16 protein-coding genes are annotated in these 23059 nt (G+C 49.0%); 10 read left to right on the top strand and 6 right to left on the bottom strand.

Annotated features, from left to right (window positions below; translation table 11 throughout):
• Window positions 1-858 (top strand): Ig-like domain-containing protein (locus tag IXB50_RS11825; protein ID WP_215609169.1); only part of this gene is annotated, 858 nt, incomplete at its 5' end.
• A gap of 274 nt (window positions 859-1132) precedes the next feature.
• Window positions 1133-3046, top strand: coding sequence for a DUF1565 domain-containing protein (locus IXB50_RS11820; RefSeq protein ID WP_215609168.1), 1914 nt, complete (start codon window positions 1133-1135; stop codon window positions 3044-3046).
• Window positions 3047-3193: 147 nt separating this feature from the next.
• On the opposite strand, the gene IXB50_RS11815 is transcribed toward IXB50_RS11820, so the two are convergent.
• Window positions 3194-3403, bottom strand: coding sequence for a hypothetical protein (locus IXB50_RS11815; RefSeq protein ID WP_215609167.1), 210 nt, complete (start codon window positions 3401-3403; stop codon window positions 3194-3196).
• Window positions 3404-3596: 193 nt separating this feature from the next.
• Between IXB50_RS11815 and IXB50_RS11810 the strand changes: the two genes are divergently transcribed.
• The gene (locus IXB50_RS11810; protein WP_215609166.1) at window positions 3597-4784 is read left to right on the top strand and encodes a n-acyl-d-glucosamine 2-epimerase; all 1188 of its coding nucleotides are present in this window, start codon (window positions 3597-3599) and stop codon (window positions 4782-4784) included.
• Window positions 4785-4802: 18 nt separating this feature from the next.
• Here the strand turns inward: IXB50_RS11810 and IXB50_RS11805 are convergent, their stop codons facing one another.
• Window positions 4803-5009 carry a hypothetical protein gene (locus tag IXB50_RS11805; RefSeq protein ID WP_215609165.1) on the bottom strand — a complete coding sequence of 69 codons (207 nt, stop codon included), beginning with the start codon at window positions 5007-5009 and terminating at the stop codon, window positions 4803-4805.
• Between the two features lie 1492 nt (window positions 5010-6501).
• On the opposite strand from IXB50_RS11805, the gene IXB50_RS11800 reads away from it, so the two are divergent.
• Window positions 6502-7488: an RNA polymerase sigma factor, RpoD/SigA family gene (locus IXB50_RS11800; protein WP_215609164.1), complete on the top strand. Its 987-nt coding sequence runs from the start codon at window positions 6502-6504 to the stop codon at window positions 7486-7488.
• 77 nt (window positions 7489-7565) lie between these two features.
• On the opposite strand, the gene fmt is transcribed toward IXB50_RS11800, so the two are convergent.
• The 4 genes from fmt to IXB50_RS11780 form a co-directional block, all read right to left on the bottom strand.
• Window positions 7566-8561, bottom strand: a complete 996-nt coding sequence (gene fmt / locus IXB50_RS11795) for a methionyl-tRNA formyltransferase (RefSeq protein WP_216867646.1) — start codon at window positions 8559-8561, stop codon at window positions 7566-7568.
• A gap of 126 nt (window positions 8562-8687) precedes the next feature.
• A complete protein-coding gene (locus IXB50_RS11790; protein ID WP_215609163.1) occupies window positions 8688-9704 on the bottom strand; it encodes an OmpA family protein in 1017 nt (338 codons plus the stop codon).
• A 53-nt stretch (window positions 9705-9757) separates the two neighbouring features.
• Window positions 9758-11362, bottom strand: a complete 1605-nt coding sequence (locus IXB50_RS11785; protein ID WP_215609162.1) for a DUF4335 domain-containing protein — start codon at window positions 11360-11362, stop codon at window positions 9758-9760.
• On the bottom strand, window positions 11359-11967 hold the full coding sequence (locus IXB50_RS11780) for a DUF3038 domain-containing protein (RefSeq protein WP_215609161.1): 609 nt from the start codon (window positions 11965-11967) through the stop codon (window positions 11359-11361). The genes IXB50_RS11785 and IXB50_RS11780 overlap by 4 nt, the downstream gene beginning before the upstream one ends.
• 415 nt (window positions 11968-12382) lie before the next feature.
• Between IXB50_RS11780 and rmuC the strand changes: the two genes are divergently transcribed.
• From rmuC to IXB50_RS11750, 6 genes are all read left to right on the top strand, one after another.
• Window positions 12383-13894, top strand: coding sequence for a DNA recombination protein RmuC (gene rmuC, locus IXB50_RS11775; protein WP_215609160.1), 1512 nt, complete (start codon window positions 12383-12385; stop codon window positions 13892-13894).
• A 127-nt stretch (window positions 13895-14021) separates the two neighbouring features.
• Window positions 14022-17261, top strand: coding sequence for a cyclic nucleotide-binding domain-containing protein (locus IXB50_RS11770; protein WP_215609159.1), 3240 nt, complete (start codon window positions 14022-14024; stop codon window positions 17259-17261).
• 142 nt (window positions 17262-17403) lie between these two features.
• Window positions 17404-18921 (top strand): phosphomannomutase/phosphoglucomutase, encoded by a 1518-nt coding sequence (locus tag IXB50_RS11765; RefSeq protein WP_215609158.1) that lies wholly within the window; start codon window positions 17404-17406, stop codon window positions 18919-18921.
• A 144-nt stretch (window positions 18922-19065) separates the two neighbouring features.
• Window positions 19066-19914, top strand: coding sequence for an HAD-IIB family hydrolase (locus tag IXB50_RS11760; protein WP_215609157.1), 849 nt, complete (start codon window positions 19066-19068; stop codon window positions 19912-19914).
• Window positions 19907-21181, top strand: coding sequence for a glycoside hydrolase family 10 protein (locus IXB50_RS11755; protein ID WP_215609156.1), 1275 nt, complete (start codon window positions 19907-19909; stop codon window positions 21179-21181). Before IXB50_RS11760 ends, IXB50_RS11755 begins: the two co-directional genes overlap by 8 nt.
• A 129-nt stretch (window positions 21182-21310) precedes the next feature.
• Window positions 21311-23050, top strand: a complete 1740-nt coding sequence (locus IXB50_RS11750; protein ID WP_215609155.1) for a beta propeller repeat protein — start codon at window positions 21311-21313, stop codon at window positions 23048-23050.
• The last annotated feature ends 9 nt before the right edge of the window (window positions 23051-23059 follow it).

The raw sequence follows: 23059 nt of genomic DNA, 5'->3' as shown, positions 1-23059 counted from the left end.
GACTTCCTGGCCGAGGGCGAAACCATTACCCAGGTCTATGACGTCACCGTCACCGACAATATCGGCACCAGTCATGCTGAGACTGTCACCATTACCCTGACCGGTACCAATGATGCACCCGTTGCCACCGATGATTTCATCTCAGTAAACGATAACTTTGATGTGATCGCCAACGTCTTTGAAAACCTGGGCAATGGTCTGGATAGTGATGTGGACCAGGGCGCTACCTTAAGCGTGACTAAAATCAATGACGATGACAGCACCATTGGTAGCCAGACCCTACTTCCTTCTGGGGCAATGGTAACGCTCAATGCCGATGGCAGCTTTATCTACGATCCCAATGGTGTATTTGATGCATTGAATAGTGGTCAAAGTGCGACTGACAGCTTTACTTACACCATCGCTGATGAGTTTGGAGCAACGGATACGGCTACGGTCAATGTCACCATCAACGGGACCGATGCACTCACATTTGGGACTCCAGCCAATGACCTACTCATGGGCACTGACAATAATGACATCCTCGTGGGCCAGGGGGGCAGCGATGTGCTGATTGGCGCAGGTGGTAGTGACCTATTCGTTTACCAAAGCTATGGCGATCGCATGGATCAGATTCGTGACTTTGAAGTAGGCGTGGATCGCATCGACCTGCACGAAATCTTTGACAATGACCCATCTATATATAGTACTGAGCCAACCGTTGATCGCTTTACTGAGTATGTTCAGCTGTTACAAGCAGGCTCCCATACCGAAGTACGCATTGACATATCGGGGAACATGAGCGATATTTTCAGACCCTTAATTACCATTGAGAATGTCACTCCTGATGCTCTGAGCGCCACTGACTTTGTGGTGTAATGTCACAAACTCCCTCTTGACTTAACAATCAAGAGGGGGTTTTCTATTTTTTGAGCCATGCCGTTAGTCAGACTTTTAGCCAGGGAACCATGTACAAAGTACATCCAATCAAAAAGAATTGAAATGTTCTAATTTGCTTAATTTTCGCGCCTTATCAACGATGCATACCCATAAGTAATTAACGTATAAATCCTAGAATGCATCTGTCACAGACCATCCTAAAGTCTGATAGTTGATTCTTCGTCAAGTCCCGTCGTCTAGAAATCTTAAGACAATGAGAAAAAATTACTGCCTCATTTTCTCAGGGGTATTTTCTGTTCTATTTTCTAGTAGTTTTCTATTAGCTAATGCTCAAGAACTAGAAGTAGAAAATAATCAACAATCAATTACTCAAACTGAAGGAACTGAAGAAACTGAAGGGACTCCATCAACGGAAGTAGCCCCCACCGATGAAGCGGCTCCAACAGTTACCAATTTGATCGTGAGTCCACAATTTCATCTCAATCACAATAGCTCGGGTGGTGGCTTTGATGGATTTACAAGTGTCGAAGGATTTATTCCCCTTGATCAAACACCGGGGCGCAATGTCACTTACTTTAATGGTCGAGTCAATCTAGATAACGATGCGAACTTAGGTAGCAATGTCATCTTTGGCCATCGTGTTTATGTCCTCGAATCGGGGCGAATCTATGGTGGATATGTCGCTTGGGATGTACGTGATACGGGATCAGAAACCTTTCATCAGCTGGGTGTAGGCTTTGAAAGCCTGGGTGACAACTGGGATTGGCGCGTTAATGGCTATCTACCCATTGGCGATACTCGACGTGGCGATAGCAGTGATGGCCCGCAGATTACGGGAGTTAACTTCCAAGACAATGCTCTCTTGCTCGACGTGCTAGATTTTCGTGATTTTCAAGCAGCTCTGGGTGGGATTGATGCCGAAGTAGGAACTAAACTCGCTGAATTTGATAACGGTGGCGAACTGCGAGCCTTTGGTGGAGCTTATTACCTGGATGGAGAAGGTACAGACGGAGCCATTGGCGGGCGTTTACGATTAGAAGTAAATCCAGTGGACTACTTAACTCTAGGAGCAGGAGTGCAATCTGATGAAATTTTTGGCACTAATATATTACTCCAGGCCAGATTAAGTTTCCCATCTTCAGGCGTACGCAATCGCAGTGACGAGTCTGCATCAAATAGTCTTTACACGCGGGTGGCGGATCCCATTGCGCGAAATCATGCCATTGTTATTGATCATCAGGTAGCAGGGGGATTGCAAACGGGTATCGTCGCTGTTGATCCAGCCACAGGCAATGCTTATGTCATTCGTCATGTTGATCCAACATCGGGAAATGCAGCTAATGCAGGTACCGCCGAAGCGCCTGTTGATACCGTTGCCAATGCCGTTCCCCTCGCCAATAGCGGTGATATTGTTTATGTGCAGGCCGGGAACGCAGGGGGAGGCTTTACGATTCCTGACGGGGTTCAAGTGCTCTCGATAGGCCCTGTGCAAACAGTCACGACTCAGTTTGGTGATGCCCAGCTACCCTTGTCAGGTAGTGGTAGTCTGCCAACCATCGACAGTGGCAATATCATCTTGGGCAACAATACTACATTGTCTGGTTTTTCAATTACCAATGCCCCTGGCAATGCCATATCAGGAACCGACATTACCAACGTCACTATCGAAGAGAACCAGATTGATGGAGCCTTGGGTGCAGGGGTGGCTCTAGAGAATGTAGGTGGAACCGTGCAGATTGAGAATAATCAGCTAAATAATAGTGTGTTTGATACTGGTATCTTTGTCACGACAGGTGGCAATGTGGTCCAGCAGCTGGTGATCGTGGGTAATGTTATCACAGGCAATGCTGAGCAAGGTATCTTAGTGCGCGCCACCGATAGCGCGCAAGTCACGACCACTATCCAAAACAACACAGCTACGGGCAACAACATTGCTGACCCAGCTAAGACAGGCATTGAGGTTGAGGCCAACAATACCGCATCGGGCAATCTCTGTCTTGATTTAAATGGCAATACGAGTGATACAGGCTATTTACTAACGCTCTTTCCTGATGGCCAGTTTCAGGTTGTTGGTCAAGTCGAGCTATCTGCCAACAACACAGGCACTGTTTCTTTGGCAGACATTAGCGGTACGACAGAATTTTCTAACGTGACATCCTGTTCATAACCGTCCCTTCCATACCGGGGCTATCCGTCAGATTAGTCATATTTAAAAAATAGAGCTGGAGTTTTGTGGGGGCAAACTCCAGCTCTATTTTTAGCTTTATCAAAAATATCTCGATCGGGCAAACCAGAGAAGAGCGCTAATTGTTTTTTAGCGTTGATTTTTATGCTTTGGACTAGGCATAAAAATCATGGCACAACACCCCATGAATAAACTAGTGATAATCGCTGTCAAGAGACAACCTATTTGGGGATTGGCAGCGCTAATGACGCTGCTATTGATGGCTGCATTGGTCACAACTTCTTGGTATTCTAAAATCTCTTGATATTTAAGCTCGGTGAGTTCCTCAGTCGTCAACATAAAATTTGGTCCAGTAATGGTTCATTTCACTGGGTAGGTGCCCCGTTGATTCCTCACCGATATAGCATGCCCTAACAACCACTGAACTAACCAATCTAACCTGATGAGATTGAATGCCCATCACAACATGGAAAAGAGTGTGATAGTGTGAGCACGCAGATTTTTCTGACCTATTTCTCGATACGTATCACCCATGCTCATCGAACGCTTATCTACTCAGGATTTTAAGGCACTCACCGAGCTTTATCGGTCAACCCTACTGGAGACAGTTTTGCCGTTCTGGCAAAAGCATTCAATCGATCACGAATACGGTGGTTACTATACCTGCTTAGACACCCAGGGGCAGGTTTACGATACGGATAAGTTTATCTGGCTGCAAAATCGGCAAGTGTGGACATTTTCCATGTTGTACAACCGTCTAGAACAGCGTTCTAATTGGCTAGAGATGGCGCAACATGGTGCTGACTTTCTGGCGCAGTACGGTCGTGATGATGGGGGGAACTGGTACTTTTCGTTAGATCGTCAGGGCCGTCCCCTGGTTCAGCCTTACAACATTTTTTCTGATTGCTTTGCAGCGATGGCGTTTAGTCAATATGCCCAGGCCAGTGGAGATCATGCCGCTAAGGATATTGCCATCCAGGCCTATAACAATGTGTTGCGTCGCCAAGATAATCCCAAGGGGCAGTATAACAAGGCCTATCCAGGTACTCGTCCAATGAGGTCCCTGGCAGTACCGATGATTTTGGCAAACCTCACCCTGGAGATGGATTGGTTACTCCCGACCGACCATCTAGATCAGGTGCTCGATCAGACTATTTATGCAGTTATGGAGGAGTTTTTAGATGCTGAGAGCGCTCTGGTATATGAACACATTGCGCTGAATGGTTCTCCTCTGGATTGTTTTGAAGGCCGATTGCTAAATCCGGGACATGGCCTGGAGGCGATGTGGTTCATGATGGATATTGGTCAACGTCGGCAGGATACGGCGTTGATTAATCGAGCAGTGGATAGTGCGATCGCAATTCTAGAAAAAGGCTGGGACCGCGAATACGGAGGCATCTTCTACTTTTTAGACCGCAAAGGCCATCCACCTCAACAGCTAGAGTGGAGCCAAAAACTGTGGTGGGTGCATTTAGAAACCCTGGTGGCACTGCTGTTAGGCTACCGACTCACCCAACGAGATGACTGCTGGCAATGGTATCGCACTGTCCATAACTACACTTGGTCACGCTTTAACGATCCAGATCACGGAGAATGGTTTGGCTATCTAAACCGCCAAGGTGACGTTTTGTTGCCTTTAAAAGGCGGCAAGTGGAAAGGGTGTTTCCATGTTCCCCGAGCTCTTTACCTATGCTGGCAACATTGCCAGGCAATGGGTTAACAGTGGGTTAACAGTGGGTTAACGTTTTGTCTTGTTTTTTGAATGGACAGGAGGTGCTCCCAACAGTTCACTGGCGCAGGTCACCCATTGTTCGGTCTGTTGACGTAGTTTTTCCTCATCCACGCCTTTAAAGGGAAAATCTTGATCCAGCTGTCGCCAAAAATCTGAATCGCTATTTTGCTTAGAGCCATGGGATGCACCACTGGTGAGTTTGTTCGAAGCCATAAAATTCCTTGATTAGCTGAATAGAGACCGGGATACTCAACTAACTCCAAGGTGCCCAATGATACATAGCTTTTCAGAATACCTAGAAAACTCAAGTAATCTTGACGACAAACCGATTGAGGAAACCAAGTGGTTTTACCAGGAACGTCCTTATTTAATAACACTTTGGCGTCAGAGTTACGTAAACGCTCCTATAAGCACAAATTGTTTACGAAAAAGTCCTGATACAGGAGTATTTCATAGAAAATTTCTAAATAATCTATGGGACCATTGAGCTTAATCCAGAAAATCAAACAAACCAGTCCTATCCTAGGATTCGATCGCCCTAAACTTAGGGATAGACCCCAGAAAGCCGCCAATTCAAGCTATCAGGAAATATAGCTTCTGATAAAACGTAAGCTAGTCGAGCCCGCTTCAGCATCAGTTAAGGGCGTTTCTCTATAGCTGAGCTTGAGTTGAGCTTGAATAGCATGCCATCACCCAGAAGAAGGAATTATTAGCAATAACCTAAACTAATGTGACACTCTCAGGAATTGCCACAGGTGGCACAGTAGGTATATATAGACCAAAAGCTAGCAGTATAATGACGTCAAACGTGTTTTCCTAACTTTATTAAGGCTGTCTTATTACATCTGATTCTCAGTAAAATGCTGACATCAGGCAGCCATGAATGAATCAAAAGCCTTATCTAGTTCAATCGATGGTAGTTCCTGTAGAAACGTTATAACGTCAAGTCGTTATTTTTAGTACATTTGAACTAACTTATGTTATTATCTCCCGGTAACTGATCATCCAAGTAAGATGTTTAGCCTATTTCGAAATAAAAGGTTTCATTTATTTCATTCATAGACTACATGCATTGCATTTGTGGTGGATGTTAGACACTGGGTTTAGTCTCGAAATAAGACAAAAGTTGTTCCAATAACTACAGAATTACCGATAGCTCTCATCTAAACTTTGGAATCAACTAAATTTCTAACAAGATGGTCATATGAGTTGTGCAGAGTGAGGTTAGAGACTTGTCTGTAGTTGACATTTTAGTTCGGTTATTGCCCACGGAAAACCTCACCCAGACACTTAACTCCCTAGGACATACTGACGATGTAGAGATTCTCATTTAGCCTCTATTCTCTCAGCTAACTCTAAGCTTAGCCTGTACTGATTTCTCATCTAATAACCTTAAAGTAATGGCAATGGAGATGTGTTTTATGAGAGATATTTCATCTGATGTAATTAACACTGTTACCTAGGGTAGAATTAAACTCATAATGAATCCGACTTAAGTTCGTTTTTCTGAAATATAGGTAGATGTTTAGCCTTAGCCTAGGCGTTTGAAATGAATTTTTAGGTGATTTTACTGAATCGCAATCCGGTTTTGTTGTGCTCTGCGTACCCAGTTACAGACCACCAGTCAGCGACTCAACGACGGTCAAGGATTAAGTCTATTTCCTGAACCTGACACATTTTTTCCAGCGGAGGTCCATTAAAAGCTATGTCAAAGCTGAAAGCCCCAAAACGAACTTCTACGGTTGCGTACAGTACGGATACCGTGCGCACCTACCTCCAAGAGATTGGTCGTGTACCTCTGCTTACCCATGAAGAGGAGATTGTGTTGGGTAAGCAAGTACAGCGTCTCATGGCTCTAGAGGAAATCAAAGGTAAGTTAGACGAGGAACTCGGTCGCGACGCGAACCGAATGGAGTGGGCAGAAGCTGCCACTGTCTCCGAAACAGAGCTTGCCCATCAGCTCCGTCATGGTCAGCGGGCCAAGCGCAAAATGATTGAAGCCAACCTGCGTCTTGTCGTAGCGGTGGCCAAAAAATATCAAAAGCGTAACCTGGAGTTTTTAGACCTGATTCAAGAAGGCACCTTGGGACTAGAGCGTGGTGTAGAAAAATTTGACCCCATGAAAGGGTATAAGTTTTCCACCTATGCCTACTGGTGGATTCGTCAGGCAATCACCCGTGCGATCGCTCAGCAATCACGGACGATTCGTCTGCCGATTCACATCACTGAGAAGCTCAACAAAATTAAACGTGAGCAACGTGTCTTAGCGCAAAAGCTAGGCCGGAGCCCAACGGTTGCTGAAATTGGCCAGGAGCTAGACCTAAGCCCTGAACAGGTACGGGAATATCTGACCATGTCCCGCCAGCCCATTTCCTTGGATGTGCGCATTGGTGACAATCAGGACACTGAGCTACAAGAACTGCTGGAGGACGATACCGTTTCTCCAGAGGATTACACAGTTCAACAGTCCCTACGTCAGGATATTCGCAATATGCTCACGGAGCTGACTCCCCAGCAAAAGGAAGTCATCAATCTACGATTTGGTTTGACAGACGGGACTCAATTGTCCTTAGCCAAGGTAGGACAGCGCATGGGTATTAGCCGTGAACGGGTACGCCAACTAGAGCAGCAAGCCCTCAAGCATCTACGTCGCCGTAAGGCAACGTTTCAGGGTTACCTGGCAGCTGGCTAGTTCACTTTTGACATTCCTCTGGACATCCACCAAGCCCCTGGCTTTTGGCCAGGGGCTTTTCTTATGCCATACCACAGTTAGGATGGGCCCAATTGCTCACCCGATTCCAGGCGACTGCCATTGGCAAAGGCCCAACCGGTCTGGGACTTTTTGCCAGCAGGTTGTACTTGACGCAGTAGTAGATATCCCTGGCCAGTACCAATGACCGGCCCCTGATTCTTCCAAATAGCGGCAATATTGCCGGGAACAGGTGACTGCAGATTACTGTAGAGGTCCTTAAGGATGTGATATTCCTGAGGGAGCTGAGACCAAACACCATCAAATAATGGAATAGTTTCACTGATTTTAAGCGACTGTTCACGTAGCTGGGTAACACAGCTGGGATAGAAACCGCGCACCTGATTGTGAATATCTAGAGCAGCCCGTTGCCAGTCAATAGCATAGTCAGTTTTTTTGATTAGTGGTGCATAAGTAGCCTGTTCTTCAGTTTGGGAAATGGGACGAATCGCCTGCCCGTCAAGTTTATGAAGAGTACTCAGAAGCAATTCTGCGGTGAGGTTGGATAATTTATCAGCAATGATCCAGGCATTATCTAGCAGCCCGATGGGAATAGTTTCTTCGAGTAACATGGGACCGGTATCCATGCCAGCATCCATCAACATGGTGGTCACTCCCGTTTCAGATTCGCCATGGTAGATACACCACTGTATAGGCGCTGCCCCTCGATAGGTAGGCAAGATTGAGCCGTGACCGTTGATTGACCCCAGCCGAGGCATATCTAAAATTTCTTGAGAGAGAATTTGGCCATAGGCAACCACCACAAATGCATCGGCTTGGGAGGTACGTAGAAACTCTAAAGTTTCTGCGTGCTTCTTGATTTTCTGAGGCTGCCATACCGGCACATCGGCTGCCGCTGCTAAGGCTTTGACCGGAGACGGGGTGACTTTACCGCCACGCCCACGCCGTTTATCTGGCTGAGTGACCACGGCAACAACGTCAAAATCAGGATCCTTTAATAAACGGGCAAGGCTAGGTACTGCAAATTGTGGCGTGCCAAAATAAACAATTTTCATTATGTGAAAGGACAATGGGATGAGGGGGACGGTATAAGCTGATTAAATCTCGTTTATGTCCAGAAAGATCGTTCTTCCATAGAAAAAAGGTCAGGGCTTAACTTGGTCATGGTTTATGAGTCGCCCTTAACGGCGATCAATCGCAATTTCAATCCGGCGATTGCGCTGACGCAAGGCAGGGGTGCTGTTGTCGGTGATGGGCTGGCTTTGTCCGTAGCCGATAGTAACCCAGCGATGGTTCGGTAGGTTACCGGCTAAATAGGCCCTGAGAGCAGTTGCCTGTTGAAAAGCTAATGCCTGACTTTGGGAGGGCTCTATCTGGTCATCAGTATGACTGCCAATCAGGATAGTGGCCTTTGAATATTGGTCTAGATCTTCAAAAATGGTGTTGAGCAAACCGGGAGCAGTCGACAGCAACCGGGCTTCTCCTGGTGCAAATAGAGCGTCGCTGGGAAGAGTGATTTTGAGTTCAGTGGTTTCTAAAAGGGGATGTTGAAAACTTAAGTCGTTTTGAGCATCCGACGTGACTGATGGGGACTCTGAAGGGGCTGCTGGTAGTGTGGCTGAGGGTAATGGTTGGCTGGGAGCTAGACGATTCTCTAGACGAACTAGCCGACTTTCCACATCTTCAGTGGATTGGGCCTGTCCCAGTTTGCTTTCCAGATCAAATAGACGTTTTCGAATGGTTTCAAACTCCTGTTGCAGGGCAGCCAGCTCTTCTTCTGCGATTTGACGTTCGCGGGCATTGAGGGCAGCTGGAGGCTGGGTCAGTGGAACAACAGGCTGTGTGGGGATAGGAATCGGCTCAATCCGGGTCTCAGGGGGAGGGGCAGGTTGCCAGCGACTGGGCAAGCGCTGAATTTCTGTGATTACCCGATTGGTACGACGCAGGACAACCTCTTGTAAAGGCATGCGATCGCGAGGCAACGAAATCACCCTAGCCATACCAATACCGAGTAGCCAGGCTAAAGGCATACCGGCCAATAATAAGCCCAACCCCAGCAAAATATCACTGCCGTAGCTTACCCAACGGCGACGTGGAGTCGGAGGTGAGGCCGGAACTGGAGCCGCCTGAATCGTCGGCGATAGTTCAGGAATAGAATAGGCAGGCGCGGGCCGTTCAGGGTATTGCTCATTAGACACAGCGATGAAGCCTCTGGCCGTATCAACATTAGGTTAACAATGATCTGACAAATCTAAGGCCATCCATCCCAGGGATTAACCTCTACAACATTGGCTGCGCTAATCACAACTAGAAAATCAAGTTGGGGGTTCTCTGCAGGAACTGTCTTGACCAGATTGGAGAATTTAAGCTCATCTGCATATTGCTCCGCCGCTGCATCATCGGCCTCATAGCCAGTTATATTACCCTCTTCATCAAGACGGACGCGATAGCGAATATCTGGCCCAGACCAATCAGAATCCCGATTATCAATAATCGTGCGCCGTAGACCTTGATTTAACTCATAAATACGGTCAACATCTCGAATAGGCGTGGCAATAAAATTCTCTAGCTTGCCTGCGGTAGCGGAGGTTTTAATATCGCTGTCGGCTGCATCAGCGTTTGTTTGTGACGCTGTGGATGCCTCTTCTGTGGTGTCAGCTCCCTCCCCTGATGCCTCTGAAGGGACAACCTTTTCTCCGGCAGCATCAGAGCTTTCAACCTCAGGGGTAATGGACTCAGGAGTAACGGATTCAATGGATTCAGATGCTTCGGCATCTGGATTTACGGTCGCAGGGGGGACGGCTGTAGGCGTAACGACTTGATCGGAGACCACCTCAACGGTGCCATCGGGAACAAACGTGACATCAAACTGCGCCATTGGCCCGACCGCAGCATTATTGACTGGAATGTAGGTCAGTGACGGCAAGGGAGTGGTATCAATATTTTCCAATGACACCTCATCCAAAGGGTTGTAACCGACGATATCGCCATTTTCAGCAACTGAAATTTGATAGCGCAGGGGCTGTTCAAAGGGGCTATCCTCTGACCCAACACTGCTGCTGCTAAGCTGCTGCTGCACTTGTTGTTGTAAAGCCTCTAACTGGGTGCTGTCAGTGATCGCAGTATTAATCAGCGGCGATGACTCTGTAGCTTCGGCCTCACTCCCAGCTGCTGCATTTTCGGCCGCCTCGGGTTCAGTTTCGTCAGGGTTATCGGTGGCAGGCTCATTCCCCAGGGTTTCTTCCAATGCAGATGTCGTCTGCTGTTCCAGCGCTTCTGGCTCAACCAGTTCTGGCACAGGTAAGAAGAATAGCCCCAAAGCAGCTACAGCCAGGGTCCCAAAACCCAGCAGTGGAGGTATAGCTCTCTGGGCTAGAGGCTCACTGGCTCTAACATATTTGCGAGGCAGTGGAGCTAAATTCACTGAGAAATCGGGTAATGTCTGGGCATCCGCATGGAACTGATCAATGGCTTCAGCCATATCAAACAGCTGTACGGTAGAAAGCCTGATCGTCTGGGGGGCAGATTTTTCTGATGAGTCTGCTAAATCCTCTAGAACGTCAGGCTTGATCAGCAAACGATGATATTGACCTTCATCGGGTTCAACAGACACCAGCGAAGACTGAGAAGATATGTGATCTGGATGATCTAGACCGCTCAGGAGACGCTGACAATAAGCGCCGATGGCATCAACTAGCGCCCTGAAAAACTCCGAACCGCCTGCCAGAGGCTTTTCTAGACCTACAATTTTAAATTCAGCATTAGCCAAGATAGAGAGCACGTTTGAGGCATCCGCGCTCAACCCTTCTAGCACGAGGCTACAGTTGGGCAGTACATACTGTCGTTGAATGGTCATGATACCTCCCCATCAAAGAGGCTGGCCCATAGCCGTTCTTCGCCACGAGTGCCAGTGCATAGCAATAGTTGAGTCAAGAGAGAGAGTGCCAACTCGTCCAGTTTTTCATCTGTACTGTAGGCCAGCACCATAGCACGCTTGGGATTCATTCGAGCTCGAAAATGAGACCGAAAGCGTTTGAGATATTTGGCCAAACGAAAATGATGATCGAGGGACAGCTGCTGATCCTGCAGCTGTTGATAGCCTAAAAACAATTGACGGATCAGCACCGTCAGCTTACGACAGAGGTAACAAACCACCAGGACTAATGCTTTTGCCTCTTCCAAGGTAAGGGGCTGACGCTGGTTAAATTTTCGTAGGGGGTTAGTGCTACGCAGTCGCCATAGGTGAACTCGACTCTTGAGCACATCCTGTAGTCCCAAATCTCTAATGGCCGTCAACATTACCTGAGATGCGTTGAGCTCAAGAGCCTCGACAGCAAGCATAATAAAGTCCAACTGCGTTTTTGCCCGACGCGGGCACTCATCGCTCTGAATGCCATAGTTTGGCAGCTTGTCCAATATTGGAGATTTGATAGATTTCTCTGGTGGGCTTTTAACGGTCATTCCCTATAAGGCTCTTGATGAATGTAGTCGCTATAAATGTAGTCGCGGTGGCGGATGTAAATGAATGTTTACGAATAGCCTGAAAGATCAGCTCTTATCAAAACATAAACCACATCAAAGTTGAAACCCTGAGTTTCTCCTACAAGAAATATAAGTTCCAGATGTGAATATCGTTAGGGCATGCCCCAAAGCCCATAACCAGTCAGTGGCTATATAGCTGCGGTTAAGATTATCCTCCAGGGATTGCATCTATCCATCAACACTTATTCATACCTGCTATGAAGGTACCCGGTCGCTGTAACCGAGTGAACGCGATCTCCTAAAATGCTTAAGCTTTTTAGCATATCCCTCTCAATTTTACGAGTGGGGAATGGGGTGCTACTCTATGGTGCAATAGTAACTATGTACTTTATCTATGCATTGGCCGGTAATCTTTCTGGCAGGGACGGGAATAGGCTTTCTGGCTAGTTGGTGTATCTGGCAGTCACGTTATCAGACGGTACGAGAACGAGCCAAAAATGATTTGGTAGCCGAACGGGCCACCATGATTGAGCAGTTACATGCCAAAGACACTCAGCTGAGTGGTTTACGGCAACAGATTCAGAGCCTACAGACAGATCTAGAGCAGCAACGTCAAATCAGCACGAACGCCACGGCTCAACGTGCAGCTGCTGAGACCAAAGCAGCCCGGACAGAGCAGTTGCAAGTACAAGTACAGCGACTTCAAACAGACAATGGCCAGCTCATAGCTCAGCTCACCCAGGCCAAAACTCAGCTTCAGGAACAGCGGCAGGCTACCGATGAGAAACTAACGCTGCTACAGCAAACGCGGGAACGGATGGAAGACGTATTTAAAGCGTTATCGGCCCAGGCATTACAGACCAACAATGAGGCATTTTTAGAGACCTTCTTAAACCTGGCCCAGACCAAATTAGGGCAATTTCATACCCAGTCGAGTGGTGAGCTGCAACAGCGACAGCGGGCGATTGACGGGTTAGTGCAGCCGTTACAGTCTTCCCTGGCCAAGGTGGAAACCTACTTACAGGACTTGGAACGTAACCGTCTGTCGACCTACAGCCAGCTCAGTGAACAGATCACCCATTTGGCCACGGGACAGTTGCAATTACAAACCGAAACAGCAAATTTGACCAAGGCATTGCGCGCGCCCAATGTCCGGGGTCGTTGGGGGGAAATCCAGCTTAAGCGGGTGGTGGAAATTGCCGGTATGGTGGAACATTGCGATTTCACCCAGCAAGTGGCCGTAGCGAATGGTGCGTTACGCCCGGATATGGTGGTGCAGCTGCCCCAGCAGCGACGCATTGTTGTCGATGCTAAAGCACCCTTATCCGCCTATCTAGAGGCCCTGGATATTAGCGATGATGCTCTGCGGATCACTAAGCTAAAAGAGCATGCTCAGCAGGTGCGCCGCCATATTCAGCAGCTGAGTCAGAAAGCCTACTGGGATCAGTTTCAGCCCAGCCCAGAATTTGTCGTGTTGTTTTTACCGGGGGAAATTTTCTTTAGTGCGGCTTTGGAGCAGGACCCCAGTCTGATCGAAACCGGTATTGCTCAGCGGGTGATTTTGGCAACACCGACAACTCTGATTGCACTACTCAAGGCGGTGGCCTATGGCTGGCAGCAGGACGCTGTTACAGAAAATGCCCAGCAGATTAGCCATTTAGGGCGAGAACTCTATGAACGCATGCGAGTCTTTACCGGACACCTGCAAAAGATGCGTCGGGGGTTAGACTCGACGGTCGATACCTTTAATAAAGCCGTCGGGTCGTTGGAAAGTCGAGTTCTGGTCAGTGCCCGCAAGTTTAAGACCCTGGGGGCTGGCACAGGGGATGATTTGGACACCATTGAGCCGATTGATCGAGTGCCTCGTCCAGTGCAATCCTTGGCAGCAGAGGAGTTTGAGGGGTAACAATGTAGAGACGGTCCATGGATCGTCTCTACATTGTTAGATAATTAAATCCTTTTAATAATCAAATTCTTCATTTTTTTGTTATGACCTTTTAATACTATTAAAAGGCTATGACCTTCAGTCGTTAATGTTCACTGCGTTCAAATCTCTACAAGATGGTCGATTGACCCAGCTATTGCTACTGGCAATAACTGTGCTGGTCCAAAGTGTGATGGCGATCGCAGTGGCAAATTCGATCTTTGTCAGTCAGCTAGGGGCTGAGCGTCTACCCAGTGCCTTTATTTTGATCGGTCTATGCTCCATGCCGGCCTATATTGCAGTGAGCCAGGTGGTACAGCGAGTGCGCAGTACACAGCTGTTTGGTGGGGCGCTGGTGGTATTACTGGTGCTGATGGTAGCGCTGCGACTGGCCCTACCCCTGGATATCCCTGCCGTTTACTATGGGTTGCTGATTGTTAGCTTTTTTCAGTGGGACATTTGCAACAATATTCTCTACCCCAGTTTGCTGACGGATTACTTCAATACCTTGGAGTATAAGCAATATGCGCCCTACATCGGCATCGCTCAAGCGTTGGGGACATTGGTGGGTGGGGGACTGGTGGGAGGACTATCGCGGTGGTTGAGCACACCAAACCTACTGCTGTGTTTACCCGTGGTAATTGCGATCGCACTGCTCCAACTCACCTACCTGGACCGGACCCAGCGCCCCCTGAGCACCCAACCCACAGAAACCGTCGGCGTAATCGAATCATTACAATCCTTTCCCGATCTAGCCAAGCGCTATCCCCTAGTCATTTTTCTTGCCGCCAGCAGTTTTCTGCTGGTGATCATCTACCTCAGTTCTGAATTTCTTTGGTTTAGTATCTACGGTCAGCAGTTTAGCCAACGAGCCTTGACCGGCTTTTTGGGACTGATGCGAGTGGTGGTCAGCATCGTGCAAATGGCCATTCTCTACGGTCTGACTCGACCGCTGCTGCGTTGGCTGGGGGTAGCCCGCATGAATGCGGTATTTCCCCTCACCACTCTGGCCGCCTTTATTGGACTGGGGGTAAACGGTCAGCTACCAGCGGCCATTGGCCTACAGCTAAATGGGGATGCCCTATATAAAGCCATTAACCTACCGGTTCACCAGCTGAACTACAACGCCATTCCCCAGGAATTTTTAGGACGGATTCGTACCCTCAGCGACGGATTTATCTATGCGATGGGTCTTACTTTTGCCGGGGCCTTTCTTTGGCTATGTGAGCACAACCTCAGTTTGGAGCAAATCACCTGGGTGGTCAGTGGTTTGGTCGTCATATTTCTGATGGTGCGGCTGCCCATGGGCCGTTTTTACACCGCTGGCTTGGAAGATCTGATTCGCACCGATGCCATTGACCTGGATCGGCTGGCCAGTCGTCAGACCGTCTTACCCCTAAAATCCACAATTCAAACCTTGCTCCAGTCTGAAGACCGTTACGACCAGATGAAGGGTTTGGAGCTAGCGGCACGATTAGGCGCACCGGGGGAGTTTTTGGAGGATGTGCTGACTCTGTTGCCAGGGGCGGATCGGCAGGTGCGATCGGCAGTGGTGACGTTGTTTAGTGAGGGCTTGGAAGAAGGAGCCGGGGAGGCTGAGGAGGCTGGGCTTTGGGCAGTTTGGCGGCAGCAGTTGGGTGAGGACCAACCGTTGACCTGTCGTCTGACGGCGTTAGAAATTTTGATGGTGCAGCAGCAGGTGATTGCGGATGAGCTGTTGGATGAGCTAAGTCTGCATGACGATCTGAGTTTGCGATCGCTGGCCATGGTGGCGCGGCTGCAGGGGACATTGATCACCGATGCCCCCAGGGATTTTTCTGAGATTGAGCAGTCTATGCTGGATGAAGGCATGACCAAGGCCGTCATTCGAGTAGTTGCTCGTAGCGCCGATGCAACCTTGTTGGAACTGTTGACGACACGACTTTTGCCAGAGGGTAGTGCAGAAACCAGACAACTGGGTTTAGAGACCCTCGCTACCCTATATGAGGTCATACCTGAAGCGATTCGTCCACGCACATTAACATTGGCGCAACAGCATTTTACCCACGAGCAACCGGCTGTAAGGATTGCAGCGCTAAACCTCTGGCAAAAAGGTCACGACGAGAATCTGGCTCCCCTAGCAACAGCTCTGGGCGATGACCATCCTCGGGTCCGACAGCAAGCGGCGCAATGGCTGGCAGAGAAAGGGGGATTAGCCGAAGCAAAAGAGCAACTGCAGTCCCACAATCGAAATACAGTCAACAGTGCGATCGCCACCATTGGCAAAATTCGTACTCGCCGCGCGAGTGATATCCTCTATGCCCATCTGGCCGACGATTTTCAGCAGGTAAGCCACACCCGACGCTGGCAAACTCAGATTCCCCAGGATGATCCCAACTGGCAGCCCCTGGCTGTGGCCATTGCCGACTACCATCAGCGACTGCTCAAAAAGGTACTCTATGTCCTGGCTAGCTTGGGACACAGCCGCAGTGTCAATACCGTCAATCAGATTTTTGCCACCCCAGATCAGCGCGATCGCTCCAATGCGGTGGAGGTGCTTGCCTCCCTCAGTCATCGTCGATTTATTTTGCCGCTGCTGCCCCTGTTGGAACAAGATAGTACAGAGATAAATCAAGCCAATACAAACCAAACAAGCCAATCTTCCCTCAGTTGGCTGCGCAACAAGGGGTATACCATTCTATTGGAAGCGATAGAGTCTAAGGACCGCTGGTTGCGGGCTGGTGCGTTGATTGCTCTGGCCAAAATCCCCAGGGCGTCTTTAAATGATGTGGATCCTGTAGTGCAGGCCGTTGCTCGTGATTTGTTTCCTACACCGCCACTGTTACAGGATGTCTACACGGCCTTGCAGCCATCTACCCCTGACACGCTTATGAATCGTTTGCTTATCCTCAAAGATGTGGCCCTGTTTCAAAATCTCTCTTTGGATGAGTTATTGCTGATTGATGAGGCTCTTGTCCCTCAGCAGTTTATGGCAGGGGCAACGGTGTTTGAGGAGGGTAGCTGGGGGTCTCATCTATATATCATCGCGTCGGGAACGGTGCAGATTGTGAAAACGGTAGACGATGAGCAAAAAGAGATTAAGCAATTGGTGACGGGCACTTATTTTGGTGAGATTGCGTTGTTTGATGATGCACCTAGATGGAACGGGGCGATTGCTAAAGATGACTGTATGTTGCTGAAGTTAGAAAAACAGCGGTTTATTAGCCTGACGACACAGCGTCCTCACATTTTGTTGGAAATTTGCCGGTTTATGAGTCAGCAGCTTCGGGAAACGGATAAGTTTCGCTCAGCAAAGAAGTTTGTGGCTAACAATGTCCAAGTAGAAGATGAGACATTACAAAACTGCTAAGAAAGGAGCGCTCTTGACGCTGTCACATTTGCTTGATGGCTGCTTGAATGAATTAACAAAATTGGTGGATTTTCCATATTTTTCGTCTCCGCAGTCATACTCAAAATGACCCAATGCAAACCCGACTGAATCCCCCATTCCCATGCAAGACCTCAACTGGAAAAAACTCCAAAATGGCTCGGACATCCGTGGTGTTGCAATCGACGGAGTTCCCAGCGAACCCGTTAACCTCACCCCAGAAATCGCCCAGCGACTAGGCCAGGCCTTTACCACCTGGCTCGCCACCAAACTCAGCAAAGCCCCTACAGAACTGCAGATCGCCGTCGGTCGCGATAGCCGCATCTCCGGTCCCACCCTGATGCAGGGCGTCATGGCAGGTATTGTGTCCCTCGGTGCACAAGTCTACGACTTTGCCATGGCCTCCACCCCCGCCATGTTTATGAGCACCGTCACCCCCGGTTTCGACTGCGATGGAGCGATCATGATGACGGCCAGTCACCTCCCCTTCAACCGCAATGGCCTTAAGTTTTTCACCACCCAAGGCGGCCTCGGCAAACCAGACATTACCGAAATCCTTACCCTAGCTGAGCAAAACGACTTCGCCGTAGTGACGACTGCCAGAGCCATCACAGAGCGAGACTTCATCTCCGTGTATGCTGATCAGCTAGTTGAGAAAATTCGCACCGCCGTCAGTCACCCAGAGAACTTTGAACAGCCTTTGCAGGGACTCAAAATCATCGTTGATGCTGGCAATGGTGCCGGGGGCTTCTACGCTAACAAAGTTCTCGAACCGTTAGGGGCTGACACTACTGGTAGCCAGTTTCTAGACCCCGATGGCATGTTTCCTAACCACATTCCTAACCCCGAAAATCACGATGCCATGGCCTCCATCTGCGAGGCAGTCTTAGCCAACAAAGCGGACTTTGGGATCATTTTTGACACGGATGTAGATCGTTCTGCTGCGGTGGATCACCAGGGCCTGGAACTCAACCGCAATCGCCTGATCGCTTTGATTTCTGCCATTGTCCTAAAGGAACATCCAGGCTCCACCATTGTGACCGACTCCATCACCTCCGATGGTCTGGCTCAGTTTATTGAGCAAGATTTGCAGGGCAAACACCATCGGTTTAAACGCGGCTATAAAAATGTCATCACCGAAGCCGTTCGTCTTAACCAAACTGGCGAAGAGTCTTGGCTGGCGATTGAAACCTCTGGCCATGGGGCCATGCGAGAGAATTATTTTCTGGATGATGGAGCTTACTTGGTGAGTAAGTTGTTGATCGAGTTGGCTAAGGCGAATCAATCTGGACGTTCGTTGACGGATCTGATCGCTACGCTCAAAGAGCCTCAAGAGAGTCGAGAAATTCGTATCAAGATTGGTGTGGATGAGTTTAAGGCCTATGGTGAGAGTGTTATTGAACAGCTAAAAGCGTTTGTGGGAGAACAATCAGATTGGTCGCTGGTGCCTGATAATTATGAGGGTATTCGGGTGGCTTGTTCATCTGCTGGGGAAGATGGTTGGTTTTTGTTGCGGCTTTCTCTCCATGATCCGGTGTTGCCTTTGAATATTGAGTCTAATGTGGAGGGGGGAGTGGCTAAAATTGTTGAGCGGTTGTTGGTGTTTTTGAAAGGGATAGAGTCTTTGCAATGCAATCACTGATTGATTGATGCCGTCCTATTTTCAAAAAATAAAATTTTCGTGTCTAATCTAGACAATTTGTCATTCTAGCTGTCATAACTAGGTGGACTATGGTTTAACTTGTGAATTTCCCCAAATTCTGGAAGTTTTCAGCTCACGACTTCTATGCCCACCCTGTATGTTTCGGATCTTGACGGTACTTTACTTTCGACGACAGCTACTTTATCCGCCTACACCCGCGACACTCTAAACCGCTTACTTGTTTCGGGCTTACCGTTTACCATCGCCACGTCCCGCAGTGTTAGTTCGGTGGGGCCTATTTTTGAGGGTGTTTCGTTACCGCTACCGGTGATCGAACTCAATGGGGCCTATATTACTGACTTGGTAACTAGGGAGCATTTGTTTGTTAATGACATTGCCACGGACTTGACTGCTGATATTCTGGCCCTGGTGCAGGCTCATGATGTAAAGCCGCTAGTGTCTAGCTATGACGGTCAAGATGATCATGTGTATTTCACAACGGATGTAAATCCTGGGATTCAGTGGTATATCGATGATGCTGAGCGTAATGAGGATGGTCGCTGGCACTGTTATTCTGACTTGAGTAAGGTGTTGGATGAGCAGGTGATGCGGTTGACGCTGATTGATACTCAAGCGCGATTGGCCGCATTGGCGCAATCGTTGGAAACGCGTTTTCCTGGCCGTTTGGATATGCATCTGTTTGAGAATCCGTATCAGCCGGATTGGTATTGGCTGACGTTGCAAGATCAAGCAGCAACCAAGGCGAATGGTATTTGTGAGCTGCAGTTACTCCATAATTTGCAAAATCACAATCTGACAGTGTTTGGGGATCACAACAACGATATTTCCATGTTCCAACTGGCAGATGTGGCGATCGCAACTGCCAACGCTACACCCGAACTGCGGCAACATGCTACCGAAATTATTGGTCACCACAGTGAAGATAGCGTAGTGAAATACTTAGAATCCCGTTGGTCCATGGTGAATGTCTGACGCTATATTGCCTGATAAATCTCTCGATACAGCCCCCCGATCTAAGCAGGTGCGGGCCAAGAAACGCCGCCGCCATATTGCGCTGGCTATTGTGGCTTTATGGCTGGTAATGGCTTGTTGGCAGGCTCCGGCGATCAAGCTGACAGCGACGAATGAAATCCGGGGGGTGTGGATGACGAATACGGCGGCAGCCATTAATTACTACAGCTTTCGGTTGGATGATGCTGTAGCCAATCTGGCGGCGCATCGGATCAATACGCTGTATCCCAGTGTGTGGAATCAGGGCTATACGCTGTATCCCAATCAGGTGACTAAACGGGCGGGGGGTAAATGTTGCGATCGCATCGCCAATGTTCCCCTCTATCCCTTTGACGACATTCTCCACAGCCTCACTCGTCAGGCCCATCGCCATAACATGCGCCTGATCCCCTGGTTTGAATACGGTCTGATGATACCGGTCTCATCACCGATTGCCAAAGCCCATCCCGAATGGTTGACCACCAACCGCGCCGGAGAGTTTGTGCCAGCCCCCCTATCGGCTCATCCCCTATTTCCCAAACCAATCCAGAACTTTCAACTAGAGATCAGTGGAGGAAACCTAGCCTGGCTTAACCCAATGCATCCAGAGGTGCGACAGTTTCTGACAGACCTGATTGTCGACGTGGTCAAACGTTATCCAGTGGATGGCATCCAGCTAGACGACCACTTTAGTCTGCCGATTTCCATGGGCTATGACCCGTATTCGGTACAGCTATACAAGGATAGCCACGGTGGCTCTCCCCCTCCAGATGACCCCAGTGCCCCTGGCTGGTTAGCCTGGCGTGCCCATGCCATTACCACACTATTAACTGACATTACCCAAGCGGTCAAAGATGTACGGCCCGAGGCGATCATTTCAGTTTCGCCCAACCCGCCCGGATTTGCCTATCGTAAATATCTCCAGGATTGGCTTAACTGGGTAAATCTAGGCATTGTCGATGAAGTGTTAGTCCAGCTCTATCGCGATGACCTCAATGTTTTTGAACAGGACCTTTACAACAGCGGTTTTCATAACCTCCGCACCCAGGTGCCCATTGCCATTGGCCTCTATACCGGCCCCCTAACAGCGGCCAAAGATTTTAACCGGACCATAGATGAGATTGCCGCTGTGCAACAGGCGGGCTACGGCGGTGTCTCCTTCTTTTCCTGGGAGACCACCTTTTGGGTGATGAAAAAAGCATCTGATATGGAGGTAAAACAAACCCTGGAGCGTTTGTTCCAATCGTGAGGAATGGGACCCAGGTAACAACTCAAAGAAAGTTGTCGCGAGACTAGCATTCAGGCGTTTTGCAGGGAGATCTCAGCCAGGATTAAGGTATTGCTCATAGTCTTAAAGCCGAGTTTGCATATTAGAGCCATGGGAGTTTCTAAGGTTAAGCGGTATTTCCTGTGGTTATGTCTGGGGTTATCATTAGCGATTTTTAGTTGTCAGCAGCGGACGGCTGTCCCACGTGTGCCCATACCGGTGGTCAATGCTGCCTTGATTGATCAGCCGCTGGTGCCCCTGAGTCAGCCTGGCCCCTGGGCTGAGGTTAGTCACCTGATCAGTTACGATAATCGGCTGTGGTTTGCCAACAGCATGCTTTTTAATAACCACAACTCAGCCGATATCTACAGTTATGGACCAGGGGCTAACGATACTCGTCTAGAGCAGCACCTCTTTAGCCAGAGTGCGGGGGAGCCAGTGGTGTCAGAGGGACTATTATATTGGCCCTTTGAGGATCCTCGTTTCTCTGCGGATCTAGGAGAATATATGGTGACCAATGGTGACCAGTGGCAGTGGCATATTTTGCCTGAGGGAGAAGCGTTTCATGTCCATGCCATGGAAAATCATGGAAACTATCTGTGGGCCGCAACCGGAGCCTGGAGCGGGGGGTTACAGCGTTCATCTGATGGGGGCAAAATGTGGGAGCTGGTTTATACCTATCCCACCCCCGACCGACGGGTGAGTCGAGTAACAAACCTGGTATCGCTGGATGACGACCATTTGCTAGCTGAGATCATGGCAGTCCATGAGCAGGGTAGCAAGGTGTTGATGTGGCAGGGGGATGATTTTCAGGCGATAGATAGTTGGCCTGATGGCAAACGGGTAAAGTCCCTCACAGCGTTTCAAGGTCATGGCTATGGCGTCAATCAGAACCGGGATGATAGCTATAGTGTTTGGCGGACGGACGGTACTCTCACAGAACCTGTGACGGCTCTCGATGGCCATTACATCCGCGCATTTGCTGCGACAGAGACCACCTTATGGGCCGTCAGCTCTACCCAGAGCGATGGATACCTTTGGCGTAGTGACGATGGGATGGTTTGGACAGCGGTGCAGCAGTTTACAGATATGCGTCCGTTGGATGTTGCAATTCATACTGGTCAGGTCTATGTAGGTGGACAAGGCAACAATGGTAAAGGAGTTTTGTGGGGACCCCCAACTCCTCAAGTTTTATCAACCAACCAGCAGTCAAAACTTACACTAACAGGCCCACTGCCCGCAGACCCACTGCCCGCAGACCCACTGCCGAAAGACCCACTGCCGAAAGACCCACTACCTCAGCAGGTGATTGCCTCAGGGGACACCCAAGCGCTAGAAGCTATTCTCACCAGCCCGATTACGTATACGGATGGGAATGCCCAGGATGTGTTGGCCACTGCATTGCTGCCTAGCGCTACGGATGCTGACCCAGCCGTAGGTCAACAACTAACCAGCTACCTAACTCAAGCATTGCCAGTCAAATCGGCTCAGTTGTTTGAAAATAACGCATCCGCACCTGCCACCCATGTTAGCCAGTGGTACTTACTATGGGCTATGGGGCTAAACGGTCATGGTCAAGTACCCATAGAGCTGTTACAACAATCCTGGACCGAACCAGCTAATGATCGAGAGAAATATTGGCATCCCGCTCCTGCCGCTGCCTGGACAGCAGCCCGTCTAGGGCAAGATGACGAGGCGACCATTACAGCCATCATCGAACGATTAACGACCCAAGAGGATCCCCTATGGCTAGTGGGAGACTTTGTCGGTGCTCTACATGCGTTGACCGGTGAGCAATATGGCTATGATGTCTCTGCCTGGCAACAATGGTGGGAAGAGCAGAAAGAGTAGGTCAGTTTA

The organism is Leptothoe spongobia TAU-MAC 1115, from assembly GCF_018739885.1.
GTDB lineage: Bacteria > Cyanobacteriota > Cyanobacteriia > Phormidesmidales > Phormidesmidaceae > Leptothoe > Leptothoe spongobia.
The sequence above is the reverse complement of the archived record's forward strand: the minus strand, read 5'-3'. Positions and strand labels throughout refer to the sequence as shown.